23 protein-coding genes and 1 tRNA gene are annotated in these 22,560 nt (G+C 42.6%); 3 read left to right on the forward strand and 21 right to left on the reverse strand.

What is annotated here, in order from left to right:
• Positions 1 to 27: 27 nt before the first annotated feature.
• The 5 genes from BLS46_RS04690 to BLS46_RS04710 all read right to left on the reverse strand — a co-directional run bounded on the left by BLS46_RS04690 (position 28) and on the right by BLS46_RS04710 (position 6,512).
• Positions 28 to 957: an ATP-binding cassette domain-containing protein gene (locus BLS46_RS04690; protein WP_001291315.1), complete on the reverse strand. Its 930-nt coding sequence runs from the start codon at positions 955 to 957 to the stop codon at positions 28 to 30.
• A gap of 10 nt (positions 958 to 967) precedes the next feature.
• Positions 968 to 2,035, reverse strand: a complete 1,068-nt coding sequence (locus BLS46_RS04695) for an ABC transporter ATP-binding protein (protein WP_093585949.1) — start codon at positions 2,033 to 2,035, stop codon at positions 968 to 970.
• Positions 2,036 to 2,043: 8 nt separating this feature from the next.
• Positions 2,044 to 2,970 carry an oligopeptide ABC transporter permease OppC gene (gene oppC / locus BLS46_RS04700; RefSeq protein WP_000103934.1) on the reverse strand — a complete coding sequence of 309 codons (927 nt, stop codon included), beginning with the start codon at positions 2,968 to 2,970 and terminating at the stop codon, positions 2,044 to 2,046.
• On the reverse strand, positions 2,970 to 4,466 hold the full coding sequence (locus tag BLS46_RS04705; protein WP_093585951.1) for an ABC transporter permease: 1,497 nt from the start codon (positions 4,464 to 4,466) through the stop codon (positions 2,970 to 2,972). Before BLS46_RS04705 ends, oppC begins: the two co-directional genes overlap by 1 nt.
• Before the next feature lie 66 nt (positions 4,467 to 4,532).
• A complete protein-coding gene (locus tag BLS46_RS04710) occupies positions 4,533 to 6,512 on the reverse strand; it encodes a peptide ABC transporter substrate-binding protein (protein WP_093585953.1) in 1,980 nt (659 codons plus the stop codon).
• Positions 6,513 to 6,816: 304 nt separating this feature from the next.
• Here BLS46_RS04710 and BLS46_RS04715 point away from each other — a divergent pair.
• Positions 6,817 to 6,887, forward strand: a tRNA-Cys gene (locus BLS46_RS04715).
• 137 nt (positions 6,888 to 7,024) lie between these two features.
• Here BLS46_RS04715 and BLS46_RS04720 read toward each other — a convergent pair.
• From BLS46_RS04720 to BLS46_RS04770, 11 genes are all read right to left on the reverse strand, one after another.
• Complete coding sequence (locus BLS46_RS04720; RefSeq protein WP_093585955.1) at positions 7,025 to 8,356, reverse strand: hemolysin family protein; 1,332 nt, start codon at positions 8,354 to 8,356, stop codon at positions 7,025 to 7,027.
• A 140-nt stretch (positions 8,357 to 8,496) separates the two neighbouring features.
• Positions 8,497 to 9,321 (reverse strand): DNA/RNA non-specific endonuclease, encoded by an 825-nt coding sequence (locus BLS46_RS04725; RefSeq protein ID WP_093585957.1) that lies wholly within the window; start codon positions 9,319 to 9,321, stop codon positions 8,497 to 8,499.
• 40 nt (positions 9,322 to 9,361) lie between these two features.
• Complete coding sequence (locus tag BLS46_RS04730; RefSeq protein ID WP_093585959.1) at positions 9,362 to 9,553, reverse strand: DNA-directed RNA polymerase subunit beta; 192 nt, start codon at positions 9,551 to 9,553, stop codon at positions 9,362 to 9,364.
• Positions 9,543 to 10,823, reverse strand: coding sequence for a UDP-N-acetylglucosamine 1-carboxyvinyltransferase (murA, locus tag BLS46_RS04735; protein WP_093585961.1), 1,281 nt, complete (start codon positions 10,821 to 10,823; stop codon positions 9,543 to 9,545). The genes BLS46_RS04730 and murA overlap by 11 nt, the downstream gene beginning before the upstream one ends.
• 23 nt (positions 10,824 to 10,846) lie before the next feature.
• Positions 10,847 to 11,077, reverse strand: coding sequence for a DUF1146 family protein (locus BLS46_RS04740; RefSeq protein WP_093585963.1), 231 nt, complete (start codon positions 11,075 to 11,077; stop codon positions 10,847 to 10,849).
• A 55-nt stretch (positions 11,078 to 11,132) separates the two neighbouring features.
• Positions 11,133 to 12,170 (reverse strand): SepM family pheromone-processing serine protease, encoded by a 1,038-nt coding sequence (locus tag BLS46_RS04745; protein WP_093585965.1) that lies wholly within the window; start codon positions 12,168 to 12,170, stop codon positions 11,133 to 11,135.
• Positions 12,154 to 12,642 (reverse strand): pantetheine-phosphate adenylyltransferase, encoded by a 489-nt coding sequence (gene coaD, locus BLS46_RS04750; RefSeq protein ID WP_093585967.1) that lies wholly within the window; start codon positions 12,640 to 12,642, stop codon positions 12,154 to 12,156. The genes BLS46_RS04745 and coaD overlap by 17 nt, the downstream gene beginning before the upstream one ends.
• Positions 12,632 to 13,171 (reverse strand): 16S rRNA (guanine(966)-N(2))-methyltransferase RsmD, encoded by a 540-nt coding sequence (gene rsmD / locus BLS46_RS04755; protein WP_000706947.1) that lies wholly within the window; start codon positions 13,169 to 13,171, stop codon positions 12,632 to 12,634. The genes coaD and rsmD overlap by 11 nt, the downstream gene beginning before the upstream one ends.
• A 64-nt stretch (positions 13,172 to 13,235) precedes the next feature.
• Positions 13,236 to 14,228, reverse strand: a complete 993-nt coding sequence (asnA, locus tag BLS46_RS04760; RefSeq protein ID WP_093585969.1) for an aspartate--ammonia ligase — start codon at positions 14,226 to 14,228, stop codon at positions 13,236 to 13,238.
• Positions 14,229 to 14,338: 110 nt separating this feature from the next.
• On the reverse strand, positions 14,339 to 15,022 hold the full coding sequence (locus BLS46_RS04765) for a Bax inhibitor-1/YccA family protein (protein WP_093585971.1): 684 nt from the start codon (positions 15,020 to 15,022) through the stop codon (positions 14,339 to 14,341).
• 58 nt (positions 15,023 to 15,080) lie between these two features.
• Positions 15,081 to 15,821: a TrmH family RNA methyltransferase gene (locus BLS46_RS04770; RefSeq protein WP_093585973.1), complete on the reverse strand. Its 741-nt coding sequence runs from the start codon at positions 15,819 to 15,821 to the stop codon at positions 15,081 to 15,083.
• A gap of 33 nt (positions 15,822 to 15,854) precedes the next feature.
• On the opposite strand from BLS46_RS04770, the gene BLS46_RS04775 reads away from it, so the two are divergent.
• Positions 15,855 to 16,133 (forward strand): acylphosphatase, encoded by a 279-nt coding sequence (locus BLS46_RS04775; protein WP_038804579.1) that lies wholly within the window; start codon positions 15,855 to 15,857, stop codon positions 16,131 to 16,133.
• Positions 16,134 to 16,210: 77 nt separating this feature from the next.
• On the forward strand, positions 16,211 to 17,131 hold the full coding sequence (gene yidC, locus BLS46_RS04780) for a membrane protein insertase YidC (RefSeq protein WP_093586338.1): 921 nt from the start codon (positions 16,211 to 16,213) through the stop codon (positions 17,129 to 17,131).
• A gap of 73 nt (positions 17,132 to 17,204) precedes the next feature.
• Here yidC and pflA read toward each other — a convergent pair whose 3' ends face one another.
• The 5 genes from pflA to rmuC form a co-directional block, all read right to left on the reverse strand.
• The gene (gene pflA, locus BLS46_RS04785; protein WP_001288281.1) at positions 17,205 to 17,999 is read right to left on the reverse strand and encodes a pyruvate formate-lyase-activating protein; all 795 of its coding nucleotides are present in this window, start codon (positions 17,997 to 17,999) and stop codon (positions 17,205 to 17,207) included.
• Between the two features lie 117 nt (positions 18,000 to 18,116).
• Entirely contained in the window at positions 18,117 to 19,373 is a 1,257-nt protein-coding gene (locus tag BLS46_RS04790) for a diaminopimelate decarboxylase (RefSeq protein ID WP_093585975.1), read from the reverse strand.
• A gap of 66 nt (positions 19,374 to 19,439) precedes the next feature.
• Entirely contained in the window at positions 19,440 to 20,267 is an 828-nt protein-coding gene (gene purR / locus BLS46_RS04795; protein WP_002874197.1) for a pur operon repressor, read from the reverse strand.
• A 104-nt stretch (positions 20,268 to 20,371) separates the two neighbouring features.
• Positions 20,372 to 21,313 (reverse strand): 3'-5' exoribonuclease YhaM family protein, encoded by a 942-nt coding sequence (locus BLS46_RS04800; RefSeq protein WP_093585977.1) that lies wholly within the window; start codon positions 21,311 to 21,313, stop codon positions 20,372 to 20,374.
• On the reverse strand, positions 21,303 to 22,559 hold the full coding sequence (gene rmuC, locus BLS46_RS04805) for a DNA recombination protein RmuC (RefSeq protein ID WP_093585979.1): 1,257 nt from the start codon (positions 22,557 to 22,559) through the stop codon (positions 21,303 to 21,305). Before rmuC ends, BLS46_RS04800 begins: the two co-directional genes overlap by 11 nt.
• Position 22,560 lies beyond the last annotated feature (1 nt).

Raw genomic sequence — 22,560 nt, forward strand, 5'->3', positions numbered from 1 at the left:
AGACCATTCGGTCCTCTCCTAATCTGTTTATTTTTTTAGAGCTTCTTTGTATCGAGCAACTTCCGCTTGGTTAGCCCAAACATAGTGACCTGGACGAATTTCTACCATAGATGGCTTATCTGTCTCATAGTCATGTTGGTCAGGATCGTAAACTTTCAAGACCTTCTTGCGTTCCAAGATTGGATCTGGAATCGGTACAGCAGATAGAAGCGCCTGAGTATATGGGTGGACAGGATTGTTAAACAATTCCTCTGTCTCCGCCACTTCGACGATAACTCCCTTATAGATAACTGCGATACGATCTGAGATAAAGCGAACAACTGACAAGTCATGCGCGATAAAGAGATAAGTCAAGCCCAACTCTTTTTGGAACTTCTTGAGCAAGTTCAAAACTTGCGCGCGAACAGATACGTCCAAGGCAGAGATTGGCTCATCTGCAATAACAAAATCAGGTTCCATCACAAGGGCACGGGCAATCCCGATACGCTGACGTTGACCACCAGAAAACTCGTGTGGATAACGGGTCAAGTGTTCTTTCAAAAGTCCAACTTCATGGATCATCTTTTGAACTTTTTCTTTCCGATCTTCTTCATCTTTAAACAAGTGGTAGTTGTAAAGACCTTCAGAGATGATATAGTCAACTGTCGCACGCTCATTCAAGCTAGCTGCAGGGTCCTGGAAAATCATCTGGATACGACGGATTAAGTCTGCTGATTCCTTATGAGATTTTTTCCCATTGATTTTCTGGCCATCAAAGATAATCTCACCTTTACTAGTGTTATTTAAACCAATAATGGCACGACCAATCGTTGTTTTCCCACTACCAGACTCACCTACAAGAGAGAAAGTTTCTCCCTTGTTGATAAAGAAGTTAGCGTTTTTAACCGCCACAAACTTCTTACTTCCTTCACCGAAGGAAATTTCTAAATCTTTAATTTCTACTAATTTTTCAGACATTTCCTTCCTCCTAGTCTTCTAGATGAGCAAAGCCCATTTTATCACGAATCTTGTCATGCAAATCTGCAATGACTCCAGGTTTTTCAACTTTAGGAGCATTCTCATGAAGCAACCAAGTCTTAGCCCAGTGGGTGTCAGTGACTGAAAACTTAGGTGCCTTCTCTTCAAAATCAATTTGCATCGCATAATCTGAACGAAGGGCAAAAGCATCACCTTTCAACTCAGTATAAAGAGACGGTGGTGTTCCTGGGATAGAGTACAATTCTCCTTTATCATCAGCAAGCTGAGGCAAGCTAGACAAGAGACTCCAAGTATATGGATGACGTGGATCGTAGAAGACTTCCTCAACAGTACCGTATTCTACAATTTCCCCAGCATACATAACCGCTACCTTATCCGCAATACTTGCTACCACACCAAGGTCATGGGTGATAAAAATAATGGTAAAGTGGTACTCATTCTGCAAGGTTTTAAGCAAATCAATGATTTGCGCTTGAATTGTTACGTCAAGGGCCGTCGTTGGCTCGTCACAGATCAAAATATCTGGACGACACGCAAGGGCAATCGCAATAACGATACGTTGGCGCATCCCTCCAGAATATTGGAAAGGATACTCGTCAAAACGTTTTTCAGCGTCTGGAATTCCGACCTTGTTCATATAGTCGATTGCCATTTCTTTGGCTTCCTTGGCTGTTTTTCCTTGGTGTTTAACGATAACTTCTGTGATTTGGCTACCGATTGTATTAATTGGGTCCAAGCTTGTCATTGGATCTTGGAAGATGGTCGCAATTTTAGCACCACGAATCTTCTCCCATTCCTTGTTAGAATTCAAGGCGGTCAAGTCTTGTCCACGATAGTCGATGCTTCCTTGGGCAATACGTCCATTGTCTTCTAACATCCCTGTAAAGGTTTTTGTTAAAACAGATTTACCAGAACCGGACTCACCTACCAAGGCAAGAACTTCTCCTTCAATCAGGTCCAGAGAAACTCCTCGGATAGCCGTCAGAACTTTGTCACGAACGTCAAATTCCACGACAATATCACGAGCAGTCAAAATTACATTACTTTCTTTTGTCATGTCTACTCCTATCTATGTGTACGTGGATCACTAGCGTCCGCTAGGTTTTGACCAACAACGAAAAGAGATAGGGATACCAAGATCAAGGTTGTCAACGGAATCCAGAACAAGTAAGCGTTGGTCGTAACGTTTTGTGAGTAATCTGAGATCAAACGTCCCAAACTTGGCACTGTTACAGGCAATCCCAATCCAAAGAAGGAAAGGAAGGCTTCATAAGAGATGAAACTTGGCAACATCAAGGTCATTGTAGAAACAATAACAGATACCAATTGTGGCATGATGTTTTTAACGATGATTTTAAAGGTTGGCGTTCCAAGTGTTTGAGAAGCAAGGTTGTATTCCAAGTCACGGTAACGCATGATTTGGATACGAATCATATAAGCAATCCCAATCCAAGTTGTCACACTCATGGCAAAAATCAAATTCCAGAAACCAGCACCAATTGAGTAAGTTAAGACAATGACAATCAAGAGAGATGGAATGTTTGAAATAATGTTATAAACTTCCATCATGACGCGGTCAACGGATTTTGAAATTCCCCAAATTCCACCAACAATAACCCCAATCACAAGGTTGATAAAAGTTGCAATGACAGAGATGAGGATAGAGTTACGCGCCCCAAACCAAACTCCGTCAAACAAGGATTTGCCATTGCTGTCTGTACCAAACCAATGCTCAGCATTGGGCTTGATAAAACGAGCAGAGAAGTCATTGACCTTACTTACATCGTTGAAGTCAAAATCTGAGAACATTGGGTAAATAAAGCTCATCAAGATAATGGCAACCAAAATTCCTAGCATAAAGACTGTTGATTTTTTCTTTAGAAACTGTCTAAATACAGAACCCCAGTATGAATAGGCAGGAGCATCAATTGTTTCAGAGGCAAAATCGTCACGTTTTACGAACTGAAATTTTTCTTTTCCGATTGTTGACATTATTTGCCTCCTTTCTCTGTCAATTTAATACGTGGGTCAAGCATGGTCATCCAGATATCTCCTACAAAGAGTGAGAAGATAGAAATACATGTGAAGATGAAGACGAGACCAACTACCATTGAGTTGTTTGATGCCTTAACAGAGTCAATCAACATTTTACCCATACCTGGGAAGGCGAAGACCGTTTCTGTCAATGTTGCACCACCAATAACTCCGATTACGGCACCAGGAATACCTGAAACCAAAGGAACCATGGCATTTTTAAAGATGTGTTTATTTGAAATTTCTTTTTCAGACAGTCCTTTTGCACGAGCAAATCGAACGAAATCTTGAGATTGCAAGTCGATCATGTAACGACGAATCCAGATAGCTGTACTTGGCGCTCCCAACAAACCTAGAATGACTGCAGGCAAGACATAGGAACGCCAATCCCCAGCACCCAAGATAGGGAATGAGTCTGGCAGACCGATAGATGATCCAATCAAGCGCACGATGTAAACCAAAGCGATCGTTGGAAGGGCAAGCAAGAAGGTTAGAGCACCTGTAGAGAAACTATCAATCCAAGTATTCTTGTGGCGAGCCATAGCAGATCCAAGAGGAATTGCGATAGCATAAGAAATAATCAAACCGATCAAACCAGCAACAGCTGAGCTTGCAATCATTGATGGATATTGATAATTGCTTTCTGTAGCTGTATATGGATCGTCTTTACCATAGTTAGCTACCTCACGCGCATCTGCTTGACTTGGTGACTTGTAGGTACGAGAGTAAATATCTACAGAGGAAGTCTTTTTACCCGTAGGGAATTGAACTTCTGATGTCTTGGTTTGTCCCTGACCCTGTGTGATAACTTGAAGCACTGGTGTGTTCGCATAAGTTGGGTAAGAGTCTCCCAAGTTAATGTTCACAAAGTTTTGGTGTACAAATGGGAATTGATTATTGAAATACAAAAGGTATTTATGTTTTGTACCTGAACCAACCAATGACCAACCAATAGCAGGGTCATTTTCAAAACGAAGATAGCGTTCCAAGTTTGGATTTTCAGGGTCTTGAATCTTGTTTGTATGATCAATGTCGAGCAAGTTCGAGTAGAATTTGAAAACACGTTCAAAAATTGGAATTTCACGCGTAGCATAGAATTGACCACTTTCTGAGAATACACCGAGTGTCCAACCATTCCCTAGTTGGTTGATGTATTTTTCGTAGATTGCCTTATTAGTATCATTGGCATCAACTGTTACAGATGAGTCCATTGTGCTCGCTTTTTCTTGCAACTCCTTGGTATCGTAGTACTCGATATAGCCCATCCGCTCATAAACGGTATTTTCATAGTTATCCCGTTTATCTGGCGTCGTTGCAATTTTGTTATAGTTGGTATCCTGCTTGAAAATCAGTTTTCGAGGAACCATCGTATAGATAATCGTGTAGGTCAAGGTTGTCACCAAGAAGATAGACACCAATGAACGCAATACACGCATAAAAATATATTTCTTCATATCGTTTCCTTTTAAAATCCCAAAAGAACCTTCTCCTCATGGAGAGAAAGTTCTCTTGAGAGTTATTTATTTAACGTGATTAGTCAATTCTTTTTGAACTTTTTCGTTTGATTCTTTTTTCTCTTTGAGCCATTTTTCACGAGCTTGTTCGTAATCAGCTTTCGTTACAACCTTGTCTTGCAACTGAATATACTTGAAGTATACATCTGAGCCTTTATCTCCAGATTGGCTATATGATGCAGAGAATGGCACAACACGAGAAATGAATGGTGCAGCACCAGTTGATGACATAGCTGGCAAGATGAGTGAGCTATCTGTCAACCAAGCTTGAGCTGCTGCATATTTTTCATAACGAACATTCAAGTCGCTTGTTTCTTTAGCAGCTTCATCAACTAGCTTATCGTATTCTTTCAAACCAACTTGAGCTGCTGCAGCATTATCTGCACCTTCGTAACCCATGTATGTTTTTGTTTGTTCAGTATTCGTTGTTTTCAAGATATCAAGGTAAGTTGATGGATCTTCATAGTCAGGGTTCCATCCAACGGCACCTGAGAGATCCCAGTCTTCTGCTGCTGCATTCGCCGCATAGTAGGTAATATTATTAAACTCATCTTTAGAAACTTGTTGAATATCAATAACTACGTTGCCTTCACCAAGCACTGTTTCAACGGATTGTTTGAAGGATTGAATACGTGCGATATAGTTTTTAGCTGTTTGGTCTACTGGAACATCCAAATGGATAGGGAATTTTACACCTTCTGCTTCCAATGCTGTTTTGGCTTTGGCAAATTCAGCTTTGGCTTTATCGGCGTTGAAGAGTCCATCTTGACCATCCGCAAAGCTTACATTCTTCCATTCATCGCCATAAGCTGCCATCTTATCAGTCACCAAGTCACCGAAAGTTTTTTCGCCAGCAGAGACAAAGTCAGGTTTTACAAAGAGGTTACGAACGGCACGAGGAGCACCTTCTTTACCATTTACTTGAGCTGAGTAAGACGTACGGTCAAAGGCAAAGTTCAAGGCTTGACGGAAGTCCTTGTTAAGAAGGGCTTTCTTAGTAGAAGTCTTCTCTTCGTCAGTTGTCTTAGAAGTGTATTTGTAACCTTGGCGGTCAATATTCACACCCAAACCACCAACACCAGGTCCTGATGGGGTGTAGAAGATATTTTCCTTGTAGGTTTCTTCTACTTTAGAGTAGTTTGAACTTGTTGGGTAAAGACGGGCATAGCTATAAGCTCCACTTGTAAAGTTACGTTCAATAGACTCTTGGTCTGAACCATCATAGTAAGCAAGTGTTACTTTATCAAGATGAACATTGTCTTTATCCCAGTATTGTTCATTTTTAGCGAACTCGATAGAAGACTTAGCAGTCAAACCTTTCAGCAAGAATGGTCCATTGTAAAGCAATGATGTAGGGTCAGTCGCTTTAGCAAAGTCAGATCCTTTTGATTTTTCAAATTCTTCGTTCAATGGCCAGAAGATTGAATAAGCCATCTTAGAGTTCCAGTATGGTTCGGGTTTGTTCAAAGTATACTCAAGTGTATAATCGTCAACTGCTTTCACACCTACTGAAGAAAAGTCTTTATTGTTTCCAGCTTTATAGTCAGCTAGACCTTTAACTGAATCTTCTGCTAGATAAAGTGCTTCAGACTTGTTATCAGCTGCGTGTTTCAAGCCATTTACGAAGTCTTTAGCTGTCACTTCAGCATACTCTTCGCCATCTGATGTCATCCATTTGACACCTTTACGAATCTTGTAGGTATAAGTCAACCCATCTTTTGAGACTGACCAGTCTTCTGCAACTGCAGGAGTCAAATTCCCATATTTATCATTTGTAAAGAGACCATCGATACCATTTGAAGTGGCAATTTTGGTACTTTGTTTCCCTGAAATGAGGTAATCCAATGTTTCTGGGTCAGCTGAATAAACATAACCATAGGATTTTGGAGCTGTTGAATCAGATGATTTTGAAGAACCACAAGCAGCGAGAACGCCAGTTGCCAGCAAAGCAATCCCTGCTGTAACAAATACTCTACTTTTTTTCATGTATGTAACTCCTCTTAAAAAATTTAGGCTTATTGCCAATTATACCATAGATTTCTCAAAAAGTAAACGAATTTTCAGAATATTTAGGCGTGTAACCACAAAAAACTTTCATTTATCAAATTTTTCTATTCTTTGTTTGCTATCTATAGAATCAAAAGGGAAGTTAAGGCTCTATAAAGCCTGATTTTCAGATTTTCTCTCCCCATTTTTCCATCCAATCAGAAAGGGCAATCTTCTAAATTGGATTTTCGATTAAGAAACTATTGACGTAGAATGATTTTCAAGGTATAATATTAAACGTTGAGGCGGTATAGCCAAGTGGTAAGGCACGGCTCTGCAAAAGCTTGATCGTCGGTTCAAATCCGTCTACCGCCTTTCAGTACCTGAAATAACAGGAATTAACCGAATGAAAAGCCCGTAAATCGGGCTTTTTTGTTTTTTTCTTCGGACAAATAAGGACAACTTTGAAAATCTTTTGGGGCGAATAAAAAACAGTGACGAAAATCACTGTTTTACTCGGTTTCTTCTTCAGGTTCTAGTTCTGTGATTTGAACTTTTACCTTGGTAACACGTCCATTTTTCACCTTATCATTGGTTAAGATAATCTGCTTGTTTTGGCTGACCAATTCATAACTAATTTTCTCAGTTGTTGGAATCGTTCCAACACCTGTCAAATAATAACCAGCGATAGTATCAACGTCATCGCTTTCTAGTTCAACGCCAAAGTAGTCGTTGAAGTCGTTAAGATTCATGGTTCCTTGTGCAATATAGGTATCCTCACCGATTTGATGGACTTCGATTTCTGCCCTGTCCGTTTCATCATCAATTTCGCCGACAATCTCTTCTAGGAGATCCTCCAGAGTTACCAAACCAGCCATACCGCCGTATTCGTCTAGTAAGATAGCCATTTGATTTTGGGTATTTCGAAGCTCTTTAAGGAGGTCATCCACAAAGATGGTCTCAGGCACAAATAGTGGCGTTTGGAGGATTCGCTTCCAGACAATATTTTCAAAACCATCCGCATAGGCAGCGTTTAGCAAACGCTTGGTATGGATCAAACCGATCACATTGTCCTTATCCCCATCATAAACAGGGATACGTGAGAAATTTTGCTTCAAAATACTTTCGATAATCGCCTTACTGTCATCCTGAATATCCACCATGAAGGCGTCGGTTCGGGGCACCATTAGCTCACGAGCCATCAGCTCATCTAAAGAGAAGATCCCCTGTAGCATTTCAATCTCATCTGCATCTAGTGTTTCTTCACTATTGGTGAGCATGTACTCTATTTCATCACGTGTCATCTTTTCATCAGCATCATCAAAGGTCATTGGCGTCACACGGCTCAACAAATTAGTTGAAGCAGATAACAGCCAGACAAAGGGACTTACAATCTTTCCAAGACCAATAATAATTGGTGCTGTTCGAATCGCCAAAGCATCTTTCAAATTGAGGGCAATCCGCTTAGGATAGAGCTCACCAAAAACAATGGAGATATAGGTCAAGAATGCCAAAGAGAGGAAACTTGCAATGGCGTAAGCCGTCTCTCCGCTTCCCATCCAAGATGCGATCACTTGCCCAAGGGTATCCGCCAATTTGGCCCCTGACAAGATGGTAATTAACGTGATACCAACTTGAATCGTTGATAAAAAGTGATTAGGATTTTCAAGTACCTTTAACAAACGGATGTAGCGTTTATCGCCTTCTTCTGCTTTTTGCTCTACTCGGGCACGGTTTAGTGACACCATCGCCATTTCAGTGGCTGAGAAAAAAGCATTTAACAAGGTCAAGATAAATAATAATACAAACTGTAGCAACAAATTCTGACTGCTCGGGTCTTCCATGGTCTTTCTCCTAAAATAGTATCTTGCGTTCCATTATATCATAAATCGGCCTAGGAATCACATTATTTTCTAATTTATACAATCGCTCCCTTATCGTATGATAAACAAAGGAGCGATTTTTGTTCTTTTGTAGATTGTTTCTAGTTTGTCACTGTGACTTGACCTGTTCGGTAATCAAGCTGGATGCCCTTTTGAACATTGGGGATCAGGACATTGAATTCCAATTCACCATCCGAAGACTTGGCTTCGATTTGTGAAGCGGATGGAACTAGATCCTCATTTGTCGCATAGTGAAGCGTCACCCGATAACGGACTCTCTTATTCTGGTCCAAGGCTTTTCTGACCAAACTCTCATAGTAGTTCTGACCTGTCGAATCCTCAGCTTGCGCTTGATTCGCCCAAGCTGTCTGGACTGCAATGTTCTTGGGATTGCTGGTAGAGGCATCAAAACCATCCAAACCACCTATTAAGGCATAGCCCAGCAGGTGTCCTCTATCAACTGCATGTGTATAGGTCCCCTTTAGATTCTTGACCTGATGCCACCCTGGTGGAGTCCAAGAGGTGGATCCATTTCCAGTCTCTTCCCGATTCTTATATTGCCGAGTCGCTTTAGATAAGATGGCATTGGCAACAGTTGGAACTGTTTCTTTTCCCACTGTCTTTGTTTTATTATCCGCATAGGGTTTGCTGGAAACCTTGGCATCTAGATTGGTTTTATTGCCATTGACAACAAAGGCACCTGCTCCATTCCACTCGAGCCCCCCCTTGATTTGGTTTTTGAGTGAATCAGTTAAGACACTTTCAGCTAGCTCCTGACTAGGAGCTTCTGAAGCTTGTCTTTTCTGGCTAACCTTGGTTTTAGGCGTGTTTGGTGTCGACTGCATCTGCTTGATATAATAGCTTCCAGCAGCCAAGAGTAAGAATATAAGTAACCCTACCAGGGCCTGTCTCGTTTTTTTGTTCATTTTTCTCCTTATTTCTTTAGAAAAAGACTGGTTTCCCAGTCTAATTTCCTGTAAATTTACTAATCAATTCTTGCCACTTTGCCGGAGACAAGATAGCCCACGGATCCTGTCCCTTTCCTAGAATCCCGTAGCCGATCATCAAGCCGATTCCTAAAGCAAGGAATCCCAGCAAGAGTACGATAAAAATCAACAGTAAACGACGGAGTACATAGCGTAAGTTTTTATTCTTCATCCTTAACCTCAATCCGCTGAATCTTTGCTCCTAGCTGAGCTAACTTCTCATGGAAGCGGTAGTAACCTCTATCAAGGTGGACTAATTTACCAACAACTGTTTCTCCCTGCGCAACCAGACCTGTCAAAATCAAGGCCGCACTGGCACGAAGGTCCGTTGATAGAACTTCTGCCCCCTGTAAAGCCTGTCCTCCGACAATACGAGCTGTATCACGGATAATCTCTGAGTGCAAGCCCATCCGACGCATTTCCTCCAGATGTTGGAAGCGATTCTCAAACACAGTTTCCACCATGGTTGATTCCCCTTTTGCAACTGTCATCAAGGCTGTAAATTGCGCCTGCATATCTGTTGGGAATCCTGGATGTGGTAAGGTTTTTACATGAACAGCTTTGAGATTTTCTAGTTGAGACCGGACACGAATACCTTCCGACTCCTCCGTCACCTCTACTCCCATTTCAAGGAGTTTAGCAATCAAGGGGCGATTATGTTCCCAGACTGCATCTCGAATGAGGACATCGCCACCAGTCATGGCTGCCGCCACCATAAAGGTTCCAGCTTCGATACGGTCCTGTACCACATTATGAGTTGTTCCATGGAGTTCCTTGACACCAGTCACTGTGATTGTTTCAGTACCAGCTCCCTTGACCTTGGCTCCCATTTCATTAAGAAGGATAGCAAGGTCAACAATTTCCGGCTCACGCGCAGCATTTTCAATCACTGTCACACCATCAGCTAGAGTCGCTGCCATCATCAGGTTTTGTGTTGCGCCGACACTAGGAAAGTCCATGTAGATATGAGCGCCGTGCAGACGTTCGGCCTTGGCTTCGATGTAACCAGCTGTCTGGGTAATCTTAGCCCCCATAGCTTCCAAACCCTTGAGGTGGAGATCAATCGGACGACTCCCAATGGTGCAACCACCTGGCATGGATACCTTAGCATGTCCTACACGAGCAAGGATTGGTCCCAAGACAACGATCGATGCCCGCATCTTGCTAACATACTTATACGGAGCTTCCTCCGTGATATCTCCAGTCGCATCGACCTCGACAACATGAGCTTCCTCATCAAAGTCCACCTTGGCATTCAGACCTCGAACCACTTGATTCATGGTGAAAACATCTGACAAGATTGGAACATTCTGCAAGACTGTCTCACCCTTGCTTGCTAGAATAGTCGCTGCCAACAAGGGCAAGACTGCATTCTTTGCTCCCTCGATGGTCACACTCCCGACCAGACGATTATCTCCGCCTTGAACCACAATTTTTTCCATAGTTGTTTCCTTTACTTTTGATTTTATAATAGTCCTCTAAGTGCTTCTTGCCACAGTTGGTACAAACTGATAAAGAATGAACTCAAGATGTAGCCCATTACAATACTAAAGAAGCCTACCAACAAATGAACTTTTTTTGTGTTAATAGCGGTCACTTTTAAAACCTTTTCCCATCTCACAAGATCCTTTAAAAGGTAAAAACTCAAATAAATAAAGAGCATATGACTACTTAAAGTGAATAATAATTGAACCATTTGACTATTATACCACCTTATCCGCTTGCGCGCTAGTTTTCGATTTTTCTACAGATTAGGGATTGTTTTTAAGATAATCAATCGCATCCTGCAAGGTTTTAACGGGCACGATTTTCATCTCTGTCTTGATTGTTTTAGCAGCTTCTAGGGCTGTTTCATAGTTGCTTTTCGCATTGGGATCTGCTTTTTTCGCTTCCTCGGTGACTGGATTGTCAGGGGCAAAAAAGATGTTGGCTCCCTGACGAGAGGCTGCAACTACTTTTTTGTCAATTCCACCAATATCGCCAACATTTCCATCGCGATCAATGGTTCCCGTACCTGCTACGATACGACCATTACGCAGACCTGGATCTGCTATCTGGGTATAAATAGCTAGACTAAACATGAGACCGGCACTTGGCCCACCGATTCCAGCTGTGGAGAAGCGAATCGGAACGTCACTAGTCACTTCCGTACGGTCAATCAAGCCAATCCCAATCCCGTTTTTTCCGTTTTCGAGAGCGATAATTTTACCTTCAGCAGTCTTGACTCTTCCGTCTTCTTCGTAGGTTACCTTGACTGGATCTCCTAGTTTTTGAGAATTGACATAATCAATCAAATCTTTGGAACTGTCAAAGGTCTTATCATTAACAGCCGTCACCGTGTCTGCAATATTCAAAATACCCTTAAAAGTTGAATTGTCCGTCACGGTCAAGACATAAACTCCTAGGTACTTGAGTTCGATATCCTTGCCTGCCGTCTTCAAGCCTTGATACTTGGCCATATTTTGGGATGTTTGCATGTAGAACTGATTGATCCGCATAAACTCTGCATCAGTAGAACCACCCGTTGTCTCCTGAGCGCTTCTAATATCCGTAAATGGAGTCAGCCAAGCATAGACAAGATGCGACAGGGTTGCATGCCGAATACCGACTGTTACAAACTGGTAAGCCCCTGCTTCTGTATCTTCTGTTTCATTGACTTTCAAAACTTGACGAATATCTTCCGCTCCACCTGGAACTTCTATGTAGTAAGGTAAAGGTACTACAAAGGCTAAAAAAGTCAATACTAGTGCTAGGATGACATATAAGGGCCATCTAGTTTTTTTCTTCATGTTCTAATTCCTCCACAACACTGTTTGGGACATATTGCTGAATCTCCTGACCAAACTTCAGAAGTTCTCTCATGGCTGAAGAGCTAATATAGAGATGCTCTGGGCAACTATATAGGTAGACAGTCTCAATCTCTGGAGCCAGTTGATGATTGTAGTAATCAAAACTAGCCTCATATTGCAAGTCTGCGGCATTCCGCAAGCCACGGACAAGGGTCTTAGCACCCAATCTTCTTGCAACATCGACGACTAATTGGTCATGAGAAGCCATGACCTCTACATTTTCTAAATGCGCCACCGCTTTTTCAACTGCTCGTTTGCGATTTTCAACAGGGAGAAAGCCTTGTTTGTGGGGATTGTAGAACACCCCGACATAGAGCTTATCAAAGAGTTTGCTGGCTCGCTCAATGATATCCAGATGTCCATTTGTCATCGGATCAAATGAACCTGTAAATAATCCAATTTTATCTGACATAAACTGTCACCTTACTAATCCCATATATTTTTTCCTTCCAGATGCCTAAGCAGGCAATTTCTTCTGGGAGTTCTACAGACTTATCGGTTTCGCAGACAACCATGACCTCTTCGGAGAAAAGGTTTCTTTCTGCCATTTTTTCGATATCTGCAACGATTTGTTCCTTGGCATAGGGAGGGTCTAAAAAGACCAGATCAAAGGGACCTGTCACTTGCTCCAAGGCCCGTTCAGCTTCCATCTTTAAGAGCTGAAATTTAGAAACTTCCTTGGTCATTTGGATATTTTCAGCGATGATAGCTTGTGCCTTTCGATCCCGTTCTACTAAAACAGCATGGGACATGCCACGTGATACTGCCTCAATAGATAGACCGCCACTGCCCGCATAAAGATCCAAGACACGACCGCCCTCAAAATAAGGACCAATCATGTTAAAGATAGCTCCTCTCACCTTATCTGATGTCGGCCTAGTCGTCTTGCCTTCTAGCGTCTTGAGGGGACGCCCCCCATAGATTCCTGATACGATTTTCATACCGTTTATTATACCAAATTATGGGCAAAAAGAGAAAGAAAACCGAACCTTACGGTTCGATTCCCTACAAGATATTTTCGTAAGTATCGCGGACTTCTTGTGGCCAAACACTAGTCTGAACCTCTCCGATGTGTTTCTTACGAAGAAGGAACATGGCCATCCGAGACTGTCCAATCCCTCCACCGATTGTCAATGGGAAAAGGCCGTTAAGCAAGGCTTTATGCCATTCCAACTCCAGACGGTCTTCGTCTCCTGTAAGGGCCACTTGACGGCGAAGCGTATCTTCATCGACCCGAATCCCCATTGAGGAAAGTTCAAAGGCGCAGCCAAGAGATTCATTCCAAACCAGAATATCTCCATTTAGTCCCTTGTAGCCATTCTCAGACTCTGTGGTCCAGTCATCGTAGTCAGGCGCACGGCCATCATGAGGTTTCCCATCAGGTAATTCCCCACCAATACCAATCAAGAAGACTGCACCGAACTCTTTACAGATTGCATTTTCACGCTCTTTTGGTGTCAAGTCTGGGTAACGTTCTACCAACTCTTCTGTATGGATAAAGGTGATTTGTTTTGGCAAGATTGATTCGATATCATAGCGAGCTTCTACTGCTAGCTCTGTCAGACGAATAGCCTTGTAAATCTTTTCAACTGTTTCTTTAAGATAAGCGATATTGCGTTTTCCATTTGGAATAACTTTTTCCCAGTCCCACTGGTCTACATAAACAGAGTGGGTCGCATCAAGTGAATCTTCGTCTGGACGAAGGGCCTTCATGTGAACAAATAGACCCTCACCCTCACCGAAACTAAAACGAGCCAAGGTATGGCGTTTCCATTTAGCAAGTGAATGAACGACCTCGTAGGTTTCATCTGGAATTTGCAAGACCTTCACAGTTACTGCATTTTCAACACCTGAAAGATTATCCTGCATCCCATCACCGACCCTACTCAAGATAGGACCTTGAACTTCGACAACTTCTAACTTATCTTTCAAATACTGGGTAAAAGTGTTTTTGACAAAGGAAATTTCTTCTTGTTGCTGGATAAAACTTTTCTTCATAAGCTACTCCTCAAAAAATTAATTAAAAGCATTATACACCTATTTTCAAGAAAAGAAAAGGGTAAATAAGAAAAAGTCAGTGCTCTTTGGAACACTGACTCTCTAGACTTTTAATCGTTTCGACCAAAGATTCGTAAGATGCTAAGGAAGAGGTTGATAAAGTCTAGATAGATGCTGAGAGCCATTGAAATGACCCAACCTGTTGCTACTTGCCCTCTAGACTGCTCATAAACATAGCGAATCTTTTGGTTGTCCCAAGCAATCAAACCTGAGAAAACCAAGACCATGGCAATACTAATCATGTAGTCAAAGAAGCTATTGGCTAGAAATAGATTGACGATCATAGCAATAATTAACCCGACAAGCGCAGCCATCAGAGCTCGACCCATTCCACTCAAATCTTTCTTGGTGAAAATTCCGATTGCCGCCATGACAAAGAAGAGTAGGGCACTGGATACAAAGGCTGATAAGACGGTCCCAGGTGTATAGAAGGCTACGACAAAGCTGAGCGTAAAGCCATTTAAAACAGAATAAACTAAAAATACTGGGAGAGCTGCTGGGCTATTTTTGGCAGCCATGCTACTTGCAACAAAGACTAGAGCAAGTTCTGCAAAAGTTGCAATCATCAACCAGAGACGGCCATGCATTAAAAAGTAGATCAATTGAGACTGAAAGACTGTCAACATTAAAGCTGACACCAGAGCTGACAGACCAATCCCAAGTCCCACAAAGGCGTAAACCTTAGCGTAAAATTGATTGAGACCTGAACGTTCTTGAATAATTGTTTGATTCATTCTGATTCTCCTTTTTCTATAAATATGTATGTCTTGATTATAACAAAGTTTTTATAAATTAGCTGAAATAAAACATCAAAATGCCTGCGGCAATGGCAACATTGAGACTCTCTGCTCGACCCTTCATGCCAATATGAACCAGCTGATCAGCACTCTCAGCCATGACAGAACTAATCCCCTGCCCTTCATTTCCCATGACTAAAACAAAGTCTTCTAGGGGAGAAAGCTCACGATAGTCCTTGGATTCTTTGGATAAGGTCGTTGCTAGAATGGGCATAGCAGTCTTCTTAGCCTCTTCTACAAAGGAAGCAAGAGACATCCGATAGATGGGCAAGTGAAAATGACTGCCTTGCATGGAACGCAAGGTCTTGAGACTGTATATATCTGCTGACTTGTCTGAAACAATGACCCCTGTAAAACCTGCAGCATCCGCAGTCCGAATCATGGTACCTACATTACCAGGATCTTGAACGTCTTCTAAAAATAGAAACTTTCCCTGACTAAAATCAGGCAGTCCCACTTCTTCTTTTTGAATCACAGCGACAATGCCTTGAGGGGTTTGCGTATCTGCTAAATCCCGCAAAATATCCTCTGAAACCCAGATAGTTTGAGGAAAAGCAGCTAGCTGATCTCGGTAACTTTCTAGGGCAAAGATTTTCTCAATCGTTACTCCTGCTTGAACAGCTTCTTCAAACAAGTGCCAGCCTTCAATCAAATAGGCAGACTTTCGATATTTTTTTTGATGCAATTTCTTGGCATTTTTCACCACAGAATTGGCTTTTGAGGTTATAATAGTCATAGAAACATTATAACACAATTAAAGGGGGTTAGTATGCAAAAGGTTAGAATGATTGCCCAAGGCAGGGTGCAGGGTGTTGGTTTTCGCTGGGGCGTTTATACTTTAGCTCTTGAAATCGGTGGCATCACTGGCCGTGTCTGGAATAACGACGATGGTACAGTGGAAATTCTCGCTCAGACAGACTCCTCTGCTACCATGGCGAAATTTATCCAAGAAATCCGAAAAGGTCCGACACCTTTCTCAAAAGTCACCTATCTAGATGTGCAGATGAGCAACTTTTCATCCTATTCGGACTTTAAAGTCGCAAATTAGGTCTCCAGAACTATTGTATATTTTACAAAAAAACAGTAGAATAGAAAGGTATAATTTTTAAAGAAGGAATGAAAACATTGAAATCTATTAAACGTTTTGCCCTCTCAGCTATGGGAGTGGCTATGCTACTTATCTTGACAGGCTGTGTTTCTGTTGATAAAACGACTGGAGAACCGACTGGATTTATCTGGAACACCATCGGAGCGCCTATGGCAGAGGCCATCAAATACTTTGCTAATGATATGGGACTTGGTTTTGGGATGGGGATTATCATCGTCACCATTATCGTGCGTTTGATTATCTTGCCACTCGGTATCTACCAATCGTGGAAAGCGACGCTTCACTCTGAAAAGATGAACGCCCTCAAACACGTGCTTGAACCACATCAAACACGTCTCAAAGAAGCAACAACTCAAGAAGAAAAACTTGAGGCTCAACAAGCTCTCTTTGCCGCCCAAAAAGAACATGGTATCAGCATGCTAGGAGGCGTCGGATGTTTCCCTATCTTGCTCCAAATGCCTTTCTTCTCTGCTATCTACTTTGCAGCCCAGCACACTGAAGGGGTAGCTAGCTCTACCTTCTTGGGTATCGAACTTGGTTCACCAAGTATGATCCTCGTAGCCTTTGCTGGTGTCCTCTACTATCTCCAATCAATCCTCTCGCTTCATGGCGTAGAAGATGAGATGCAAAGAGAACAGCTCAAGAAAATGATCTACATGAGCCCACTCATGATTGTGGTCTTCTCCCTCTTCTCACCAGCTAGTGTGACGCTTTACTGGGTTGTCGGTGGTTTCATGATGATTCTCCAACAATTTATCGTCAACTATGTCGTTCGTCCAAAACTTCGTCAAAAAGTACGTGAAGAATACGAAAAGAACCCTCCGAAAGTCAGCCCTTCTGCAGGTGCAAGAAAAGATGTGACTCCTAAGCAGGCTCAAGCGATCACGACCAATAAGAAAAAGAAAAACCGCAACTCTGGCAAACAACGATCTAGATAAGACTCAAAAGGCTTAGCTGAAAGGCTAAGTCTTTTTGCATCACAAAAGCCCGATGTTTCCATCAGGCTTCTTTTTATCCATGTACACGTTTCATATAGTCTTGATAACTTTCTGTATCCATCAATTCCTTGGCATTCTTAACACGGTCCGCTGTTGGAGGTTTGACTCCTTCGAGCGAATATGGAATCCCAAGTTCACGCCACTTGAATTCTCCCATAGTGTGATAAGGTAGGATTTCAAATTTGTCAACGTTTTTGAGGGTTTTGACGAATTTACCAAGTTCAATCAAATCCTCATCTCTATCTGTCAATCCCGGAACCAGCACATGGCGAATCCAAACAGGCTTCCCAATATCTGATAGGTACTGGGCACAGGCCAAGATATTTTTATTGGTTTGGCTAGTGACAATCTTGTGCTGTTCTTCGTTGATTTCCTTGATATCCAAGAGAACCAAATCTGTCACAGCCATGAGTTTATTAAACTTTTCGAGATAACGTGGTTTATTACGGAATGGAAGGGCGCAGGTATCCAAGGTACAGTGGATTCCTTTTTCCTTGGCCTTGGTAAAGAGGGCAATCAAGAAATCAATCTGTAAGAGAGCCTCTCCACCACTGACAGTGATTCCTCCCTTGTCTCCCCAGAAACCACGGTAGCGAAGGGCTTCTGTCAAGACATCGTCTACTGTCCGTTCGCGTGATTTATTGGTCTCCATAGCCCATGTATCAGGGTTATGGCAGTACTGGCAACGCATGTGACAACCCTGCAAAAAGACAATAAAACGAATCCCAGGACCATCTACCGCCCCAAAACTCTCTGTCGAATGCACCATTCCTGTCACTTGTCCATAGTCAATTGTTTCTTCAGACATATCGTCACCTTCCTTGAAACCGTTTTATAGTTTTATTATATCACGACTTGAGGGAAAAACAAGATTTTTGTCTATTTTTTAGAAAGCAATCTGTTTTTCACTTTCATTTTCATTTTTTTAATGATCGGGTTCAAAATCAAAACCATACAAGGTTGCAAAATAGTCCTCAGGACGCTCTGCACGGCGGATTTGGCGGGCTTTACCTTCTTCGGTATAGAGGATTTCCGCTGAACGCAGTTTGGCATTGTACTGATAACCCATGGAGAATCCATGTGCACCTGTATCATGAATCACCAGCAAATCACCGATTTCTGTATGAGGCAGTTCACGATTCACTGCAAATTTATCATTGTTTTCGCAGAGTGAACCAACCACATCTACCACCTCAACTGGTCCGTCTGAATGGGTCAGATTGGTGATATGGTGGTAGGCTCCATACATGGCTGGGCGCATGAGGTTGACTGCTGATGCATCCACACCTAGATAGGTACGGTAGGTTTTCTTTTTATGAGTGACTTTTGTGACGAGAACTCCGTGAGGTGCCAACATAAAACGGCCCAATTCAGTGAAAATCTTGACCTGACCAAGACCTGCTGGCGTAAGGACTTCTTCATAAACCTTTCGCACGCCCTCACCAATCATAGCAATATCATTTGGCTCCTGGTCTGGGCGGTAGTTGACTCCGATTCCGCCAGAAAGGTTAATAAAGTCCAGTGAAATGCCCAATTTTTCTTTGATTTCCACAGCTAATTCAAAGAGTTGGCGGGCCAATTCTGGATAGTAGAGATGGGTCACGGTATTGGATGCTAGGAAAGAGTGAATCCCAAATGTCTTGGCTCCTTTTTTCTTCAAAATGGCAAAGGCTTCAAAAAGCTGGTCCTTGGTCATGCCAAACTTGGCTTCTCCAGGATTGTCCATGATATCTGTTCCTAGCTCAAAAACGCCCCCAGGATTGTAACGACAAGAGATGATTTCTGGAATGCCTGCCGCTCGCTCCAGATGTTCAATGTCTTCAAAGGCATCCAAGTTAATGGTTGCCCCCAATTCACGCGCATAAGCGTACTCTTGGTCTGGAGTATTGTTTGATGAGAACATAATCTCAGAACCGGGGAAATCCAGTTTGTGGCTCATCAAGAGCTCTACATAACTAGAACAGTCCACACCACAACCTTCTTCTTGGAGGATTTTCAAGATGGTTGGAGTTGGAGTGGCCTTGACTGCAAAATATTCTTTGAATCCCTTATTCCAAGAAAAGGCCTGGTTGACTGCTCGCGCTTTCTCGCGAATCCCCTTCTCGTCATATAAGTGAAAGGGAGTCGGGAACTCGGAAACAATCGTTTCTAAATCTTCACGGCTAATAAATGGTGTTTTCATAAGCTTCCTTCTATTCTGTTTGCAAAGAAAGGCTGGGACAATCGTTCCAACCTTTAGTTCTATCTCTTATTTATCTTCGTCAAAGATATTTCCAATCTCAACATCGATGGATTGGTTCTTGACATCAATATTGGTTACCTTCAAAAGTGACTTGTAATCGAACTGCTTTTCACGTTCTTCTTGGGCATTATCTGCAAAGACTGCGACACCAGCCAATTCAGAGTCGAACTCACGCAAGAGACTAATCATCCCATTGACAGTTCCGCCACCTTTTAGGAAGTCATCCACGATCAAGACTCGACTTCCTGCCTTGAGGCTGCGTTTTGAAAGGAACATTTTCTCAATACGGTCACCACTTGAACCTGAAACATAGTTGACGCTGACCGTTGAACCTTCGGTAATTTTTAAGTCACGACGCACGATAACAAAAGGAACATTCAGAACGTTGGCAACCGCATTTGCGAGCGGAACACCCTTAGTTGCTACTGTCATAACGGCATCGATTTTTTGGTCCATAAAGCTCTTGGCAATAATGCGACCAATATTTTTCAAAATGGCAGGTGTACTGAGCAAATCAGATAGGTAGATATAGCCACCTGGCAAGATACGGTCGCTTTCTGAAAGCTTGTCACGTAAGTCTGCTATCATTTCTTTGGCTTCATGACTCGAGATTGATGGTGTAAAGATAACGCCACCACCTGCTCCAGTCACAGTCTGGATATGGCCGATTTCAATTTCCTCAAAGGCACGCTTGATAATCACGATGTCTTCTGAAATCGATGATTTAGCAGATTCGTACTTTTCTGCAAAAGTGTTAAGACTTGTTAGTTTGTATGGATTATTAATCAAATAGTTGGAAATGACAACCATCCGATCACTTCTTCTTAATTTCATTTTTATTTACCATTCCATTTAATTTTGATATTTTATCCATTATACCACATTCGCATAAAAAAACGAACATTATTGCGTAAAAAATGCTCGTTTTTCTTAAATTATTAATCTAAATCTGGTTTATAGAAGGAACGATTGTCCATAGCGAAGATTTTATTGGTCATCTCTCCTTTATCCACCAAAGCTAGAGCCGTTGACATCATCATCATGCTGGCATCTAGATTGTCAATCATATGGATAATCTCTGCCTCCATAACGCGTGGACGGACTGGACTTCCATACTCTAGCAAGCCATGATGACTGAGGATGACATGGCGCAGTAGCACCACTTCTTCTCTAGTATCATCGATGCCCAGTTCCATGACTGTCTTGGTAATTTCACTATCGATGAGGGCTATATGGCCGATGAGATTGCCTCGTACTGTATACTCCGTCTGATTGGGACCGCTGAGCTCTAAAACCTTGGCCAAGTCATGCAACATAATCCCAGCATAGAGCAGGCTCTTATTGAGCTGAGGATAGATCTCACTAATGGCATCTGCCAAGCGCACCATGGTTGCTGTATGATAGGCTAAACCCGTTTCAAAGGCGTGGTGGTTGGTCTTGGCAGCTGGATAGGAGTAGAATTCCTTATCATACTTGGTGTAGAGACTACGCACGATACGCTGCCAGACAGGATTTTCAATCTTGAAAATCATTTGCGACATGTAGTCACGGATTTCCTTGACATCAACTGGCGACTTGACCTTGAAATCAGCTGGATCATTGGGTTCCCCAGGTTGAGGCAAGCGGAGAGTGATTTGATTGACTTGAGGAGTGTTATTGTAGACTTCTCGACGTCCCTGCATGTGGACTACTTTCCCTGCGGTAAAGGCCTCAACGTTATGAGGTTGGGCATCCCAGAGTTTTCCTTCAATCTCGCCACTATCGTCTTGGAAGGTAAAGGCTAGGTAGTTTTTCCCAGCACGTGTCTGTCTCAGGTCAGCTGATTTGATCAGGTAAAAACCTTCAAACAGCTCATCTTTTTTCATGTGACTAATCTTCATATTCTTCCTCATCTTCTTGGAAATGGAGTAGTTCAAGCGCAGGCTCACCTTCTGATAACTCAATGTGACGGAGCGTCCGCTCGATAGCTGTGGTACGACGGTTTAGTAATTCATCAATATTGCCAGAGGCATGTTGGAGATGCTTTTGTGCCTTGACCAGAATGCCCCCGAACTTGCCAAACTCGGTCTTGACACTGGCTAGGGTCTTACTGATATGGTCGGCACTCTTTTGGATATTGAGAGTTTTGAAGCCAACTGATAGAGAGTTAAGCAGGGCCGACAGGGTACTTGGACCAGCAACAATAATCTGCTCCTCCCGTCTCAAATCATCAAAGAAGACCGGATTGCGGACGATTTCTGAGTAGAGTCCCTCTGTCGGAACAAACAAAACTCCAAAATTGGTCGTTCTTGGCGGTGCTATGTACTTGCTCTTGATATCCTTGGCAAAGCGCTTGACGCTCATTAAGAGCGACTTGCGACAGCGTTCAATTTCGTCCTTATCACCTGCTTCATAGGCTTCCTCTAAGCGATAATAATCCGCCAGTGGAAACTTGGAGTCAATCGGCAAATAGACATATTCCCGATCACCCTGTCCAGGTAACTTGATAGCGTACTCTACTCGCTCGCTAGAGTTCTCAACCGTTGCGTATTCTCGTTCGTACTGGGCAGGAGTCATGATGTCTTCGATGATTTGCCCCAGTTGCAATTCTCCCAGAATGCCTCGCGTCTTGGTTCCTGAGAGAACCTTGTTGAGGGCTCCGACATCACGGGCAACCGTCTGCATTTCTCCCAAACCTCGATTAACAGACTCTAGTTGCTTGGAAACTGTTTCAAAGGAGGCCTGCAAGCGTGTCTGCAAGGTCTTTTCTAACTTTTCCTCGACCGTTTGGCGCATTTGCTCCAAGCGTTGCTCATTTGATTCCTGCAAAGCTTGAAGGCGTTGGTCAGTCTTGTCTCTGGTTTGGAGGAGATTATCTGTCATTTCTTGACGGACTTGAGTCAATCCTTGATGCAACTCCATTCGCACTTCCTGCAAGCGGTCGCTGACAGCCACTTCCAGATCTTTTTGATCTAGCTGGCTGGCTTGTCTGGCTTGTTCAAACCGGTAATCCAACTGGTCTGACAGATGATCTGCCTGATCCTCCAAACTCTTGGCTAGATATTTATCTTGCTTATCCTGCCTTTGCCAAATGAGAAAGAGCCCAAGAAGATTAGCAACTAATAAAATAACAAGTAAAATCTCCATC

It is taken from the genome of Streptococcus sp. NLAE-zl-C503 (assembly GCF_900104285.1).
GTDB lineage: Bacteria > Bacillota > Bacilli > Lactobacillales > Streptococcaceae > Streptococcus.

What these genes read in the sequence shown, in the direction of transcription:
- pflA (WP_001288281.1), bottom strand. Translation starts at nt 17,999, where the DNA reads ATGTCTGAAGAAACAATTGACTATGGACAAGTGACAGGAATGGTGCAT.
- BLS46_RS04695 (WP_093585949.1), bottom strand. Translation starts at nt 2,035, where the DNA reads ATGACAAAAGAAAGTAATGTAATTTTGACTGCTCGTGATATTGTCGTG.
- BLS46_RS04740 (WP_093585963.1), bottom strand. Translation starts at nt 11,077, where the DNA reads ATGGTTCAATTATTATTCACTTTAAGTAGTCATATGCTCTTTATTTAT.
- BLS46_RS04710 (WP_093585953.1), bottom strand. Translation starts at nt 6,512, where the DNA reads ATGAAAAAAAGTAGAGTATTTGTTACAGCAGGGATTGCTTTGCTGGCA.
- BLS46_RS04790 (WP_093585975.1), bottom strand. Translation starts at nt 19,373, where the DNA reads ATGAAAACACCATTTATTAGCCGTGAAGATTTAGAAACGATTGTTTCC.
- BLS46_RS04720 (WP_093585955.1), bottom strand. Translation starts at nt 8,356, where the DNA reads ATGGAAGACCCGAGCAGTCAGAATTTGTTGCTACAGTTTGTATTATTA.
- BLS46_RS04725 (WP_093585957.1), bottom strand. Translation starts at nt 9,321, where the DNA reads ATGAACAAAAAAACGAGACAGGCCCTGGTAGGGTTACTTATATTCTTA.
- BLS46_RS04775 (WP_038804579.1), top strand. Translation starts at nt 15,855, where the DNA reads ATGCAAAAGGTTAGAATGATTGCCCAAGGCAGGGTGCAGGGTGTTGGT.
- murA (WP_093585961.1), bottom strand. Translation starts at nt 10,823, where the DNA reads ATGGAAAAAATTGTGGTTCAAGGCGGAGATAATCGTCTGGTCGGGAGT.
- purR (WP_002874197.1), bottom strand. Translation starts at nt 20,267, where the DNA reads ATGAAATTAAGAAGAAGTGATCGGATGGTTGTCATTTCCAACTATTTG.
- coaD (WP_093585967.1), bottom strand. Translation starts at nt 12,642, where the DNA reads ATGTCAGATAAAATTGGATTATTTACAGGTTCATTTGATCCGATGACA.
- BLS46_RS04765 (WP_093585971.1), bottom strand. Translation starts at nt 15,022, where the DNA reads ATGAATCAAACAATTATTCAAGAACGTTCAGGTCTCAATCAATTTTAC.
- rmuC (WP_093585979.1), bottom strand. Translation starts at nt 22,559, where the DNA reads ATGGAGATTTTACTTGTTATTTTATTAGTTGCTAATCTTCTTGGGCTC.
- oppC (WP_000103934.1), bottom strand. Translation starts at nt 2,970, where the DNA reads ATGTCAACAATCGGAAAAGAAAAATTTCAGTTCGTAAAACGTGACGAT.
- BLS46_RS04690 (WP_001291315.1), bottom strand. Translation starts at nt 957, where the DNA reads ATGTCTGAAAAATTAGTAGAAATTAAAGATTTAGAAATTTCCTTCGGT.
- BLS46_RS04705 (WP_093585951.1), bottom strand. Translation starts at nt 4,466, where the DNA reads ATGAAGAAATATATTTTTATGCGTGTATTGCGTTCATTGGTGTCTATC.
- BLS46_RS04730 (WP_093585959.1), bottom strand. Translation starts at nt 9,553, where the DNA reads ATGAAGAATAAAAACTTACGCTATGTACTCCGTCGTTTACTGTTGATT.
- asnA (WP_093585969.1), bottom strand. Translation starts at nt 14,228, where the DNA reads ATGAAGAAAAGTTTTATCCAGCAACAAGAAGAAATTTCCTTTGTCAAA.
- BLS46_RS04745 (WP_093585965.1), bottom strand. Translation starts at nt 12,170, where the DNA reads ATGAAGAAAAAAACTAGATGGCCCTTATATGTCATCCTAGCACTAGTA.
- BLS46_RS04800 (WP_093585977.1), bottom strand. Translation starts at nt 21,313, where the DNA reads ATGAAGATTAGTCACATGAAAAAAGATGAGCTGTTTGAAGGTTTTTAC.
- BLS46_RS04770 (WP_093585973.1), bottom strand. Translation starts at nt 15,821, where the DNA reads ATGACTATTATAACCTCAAAAGCCAATTCTGTGGTGAAAAATGCCAAG.
- rsmD (WP_000706947.1), bottom strand. Translation starts at nt 13,171, where the DNA reads ATGAAAATCGTATCAGGAATCTATGGGGGGCGTCCCCTCAAGACGCTA.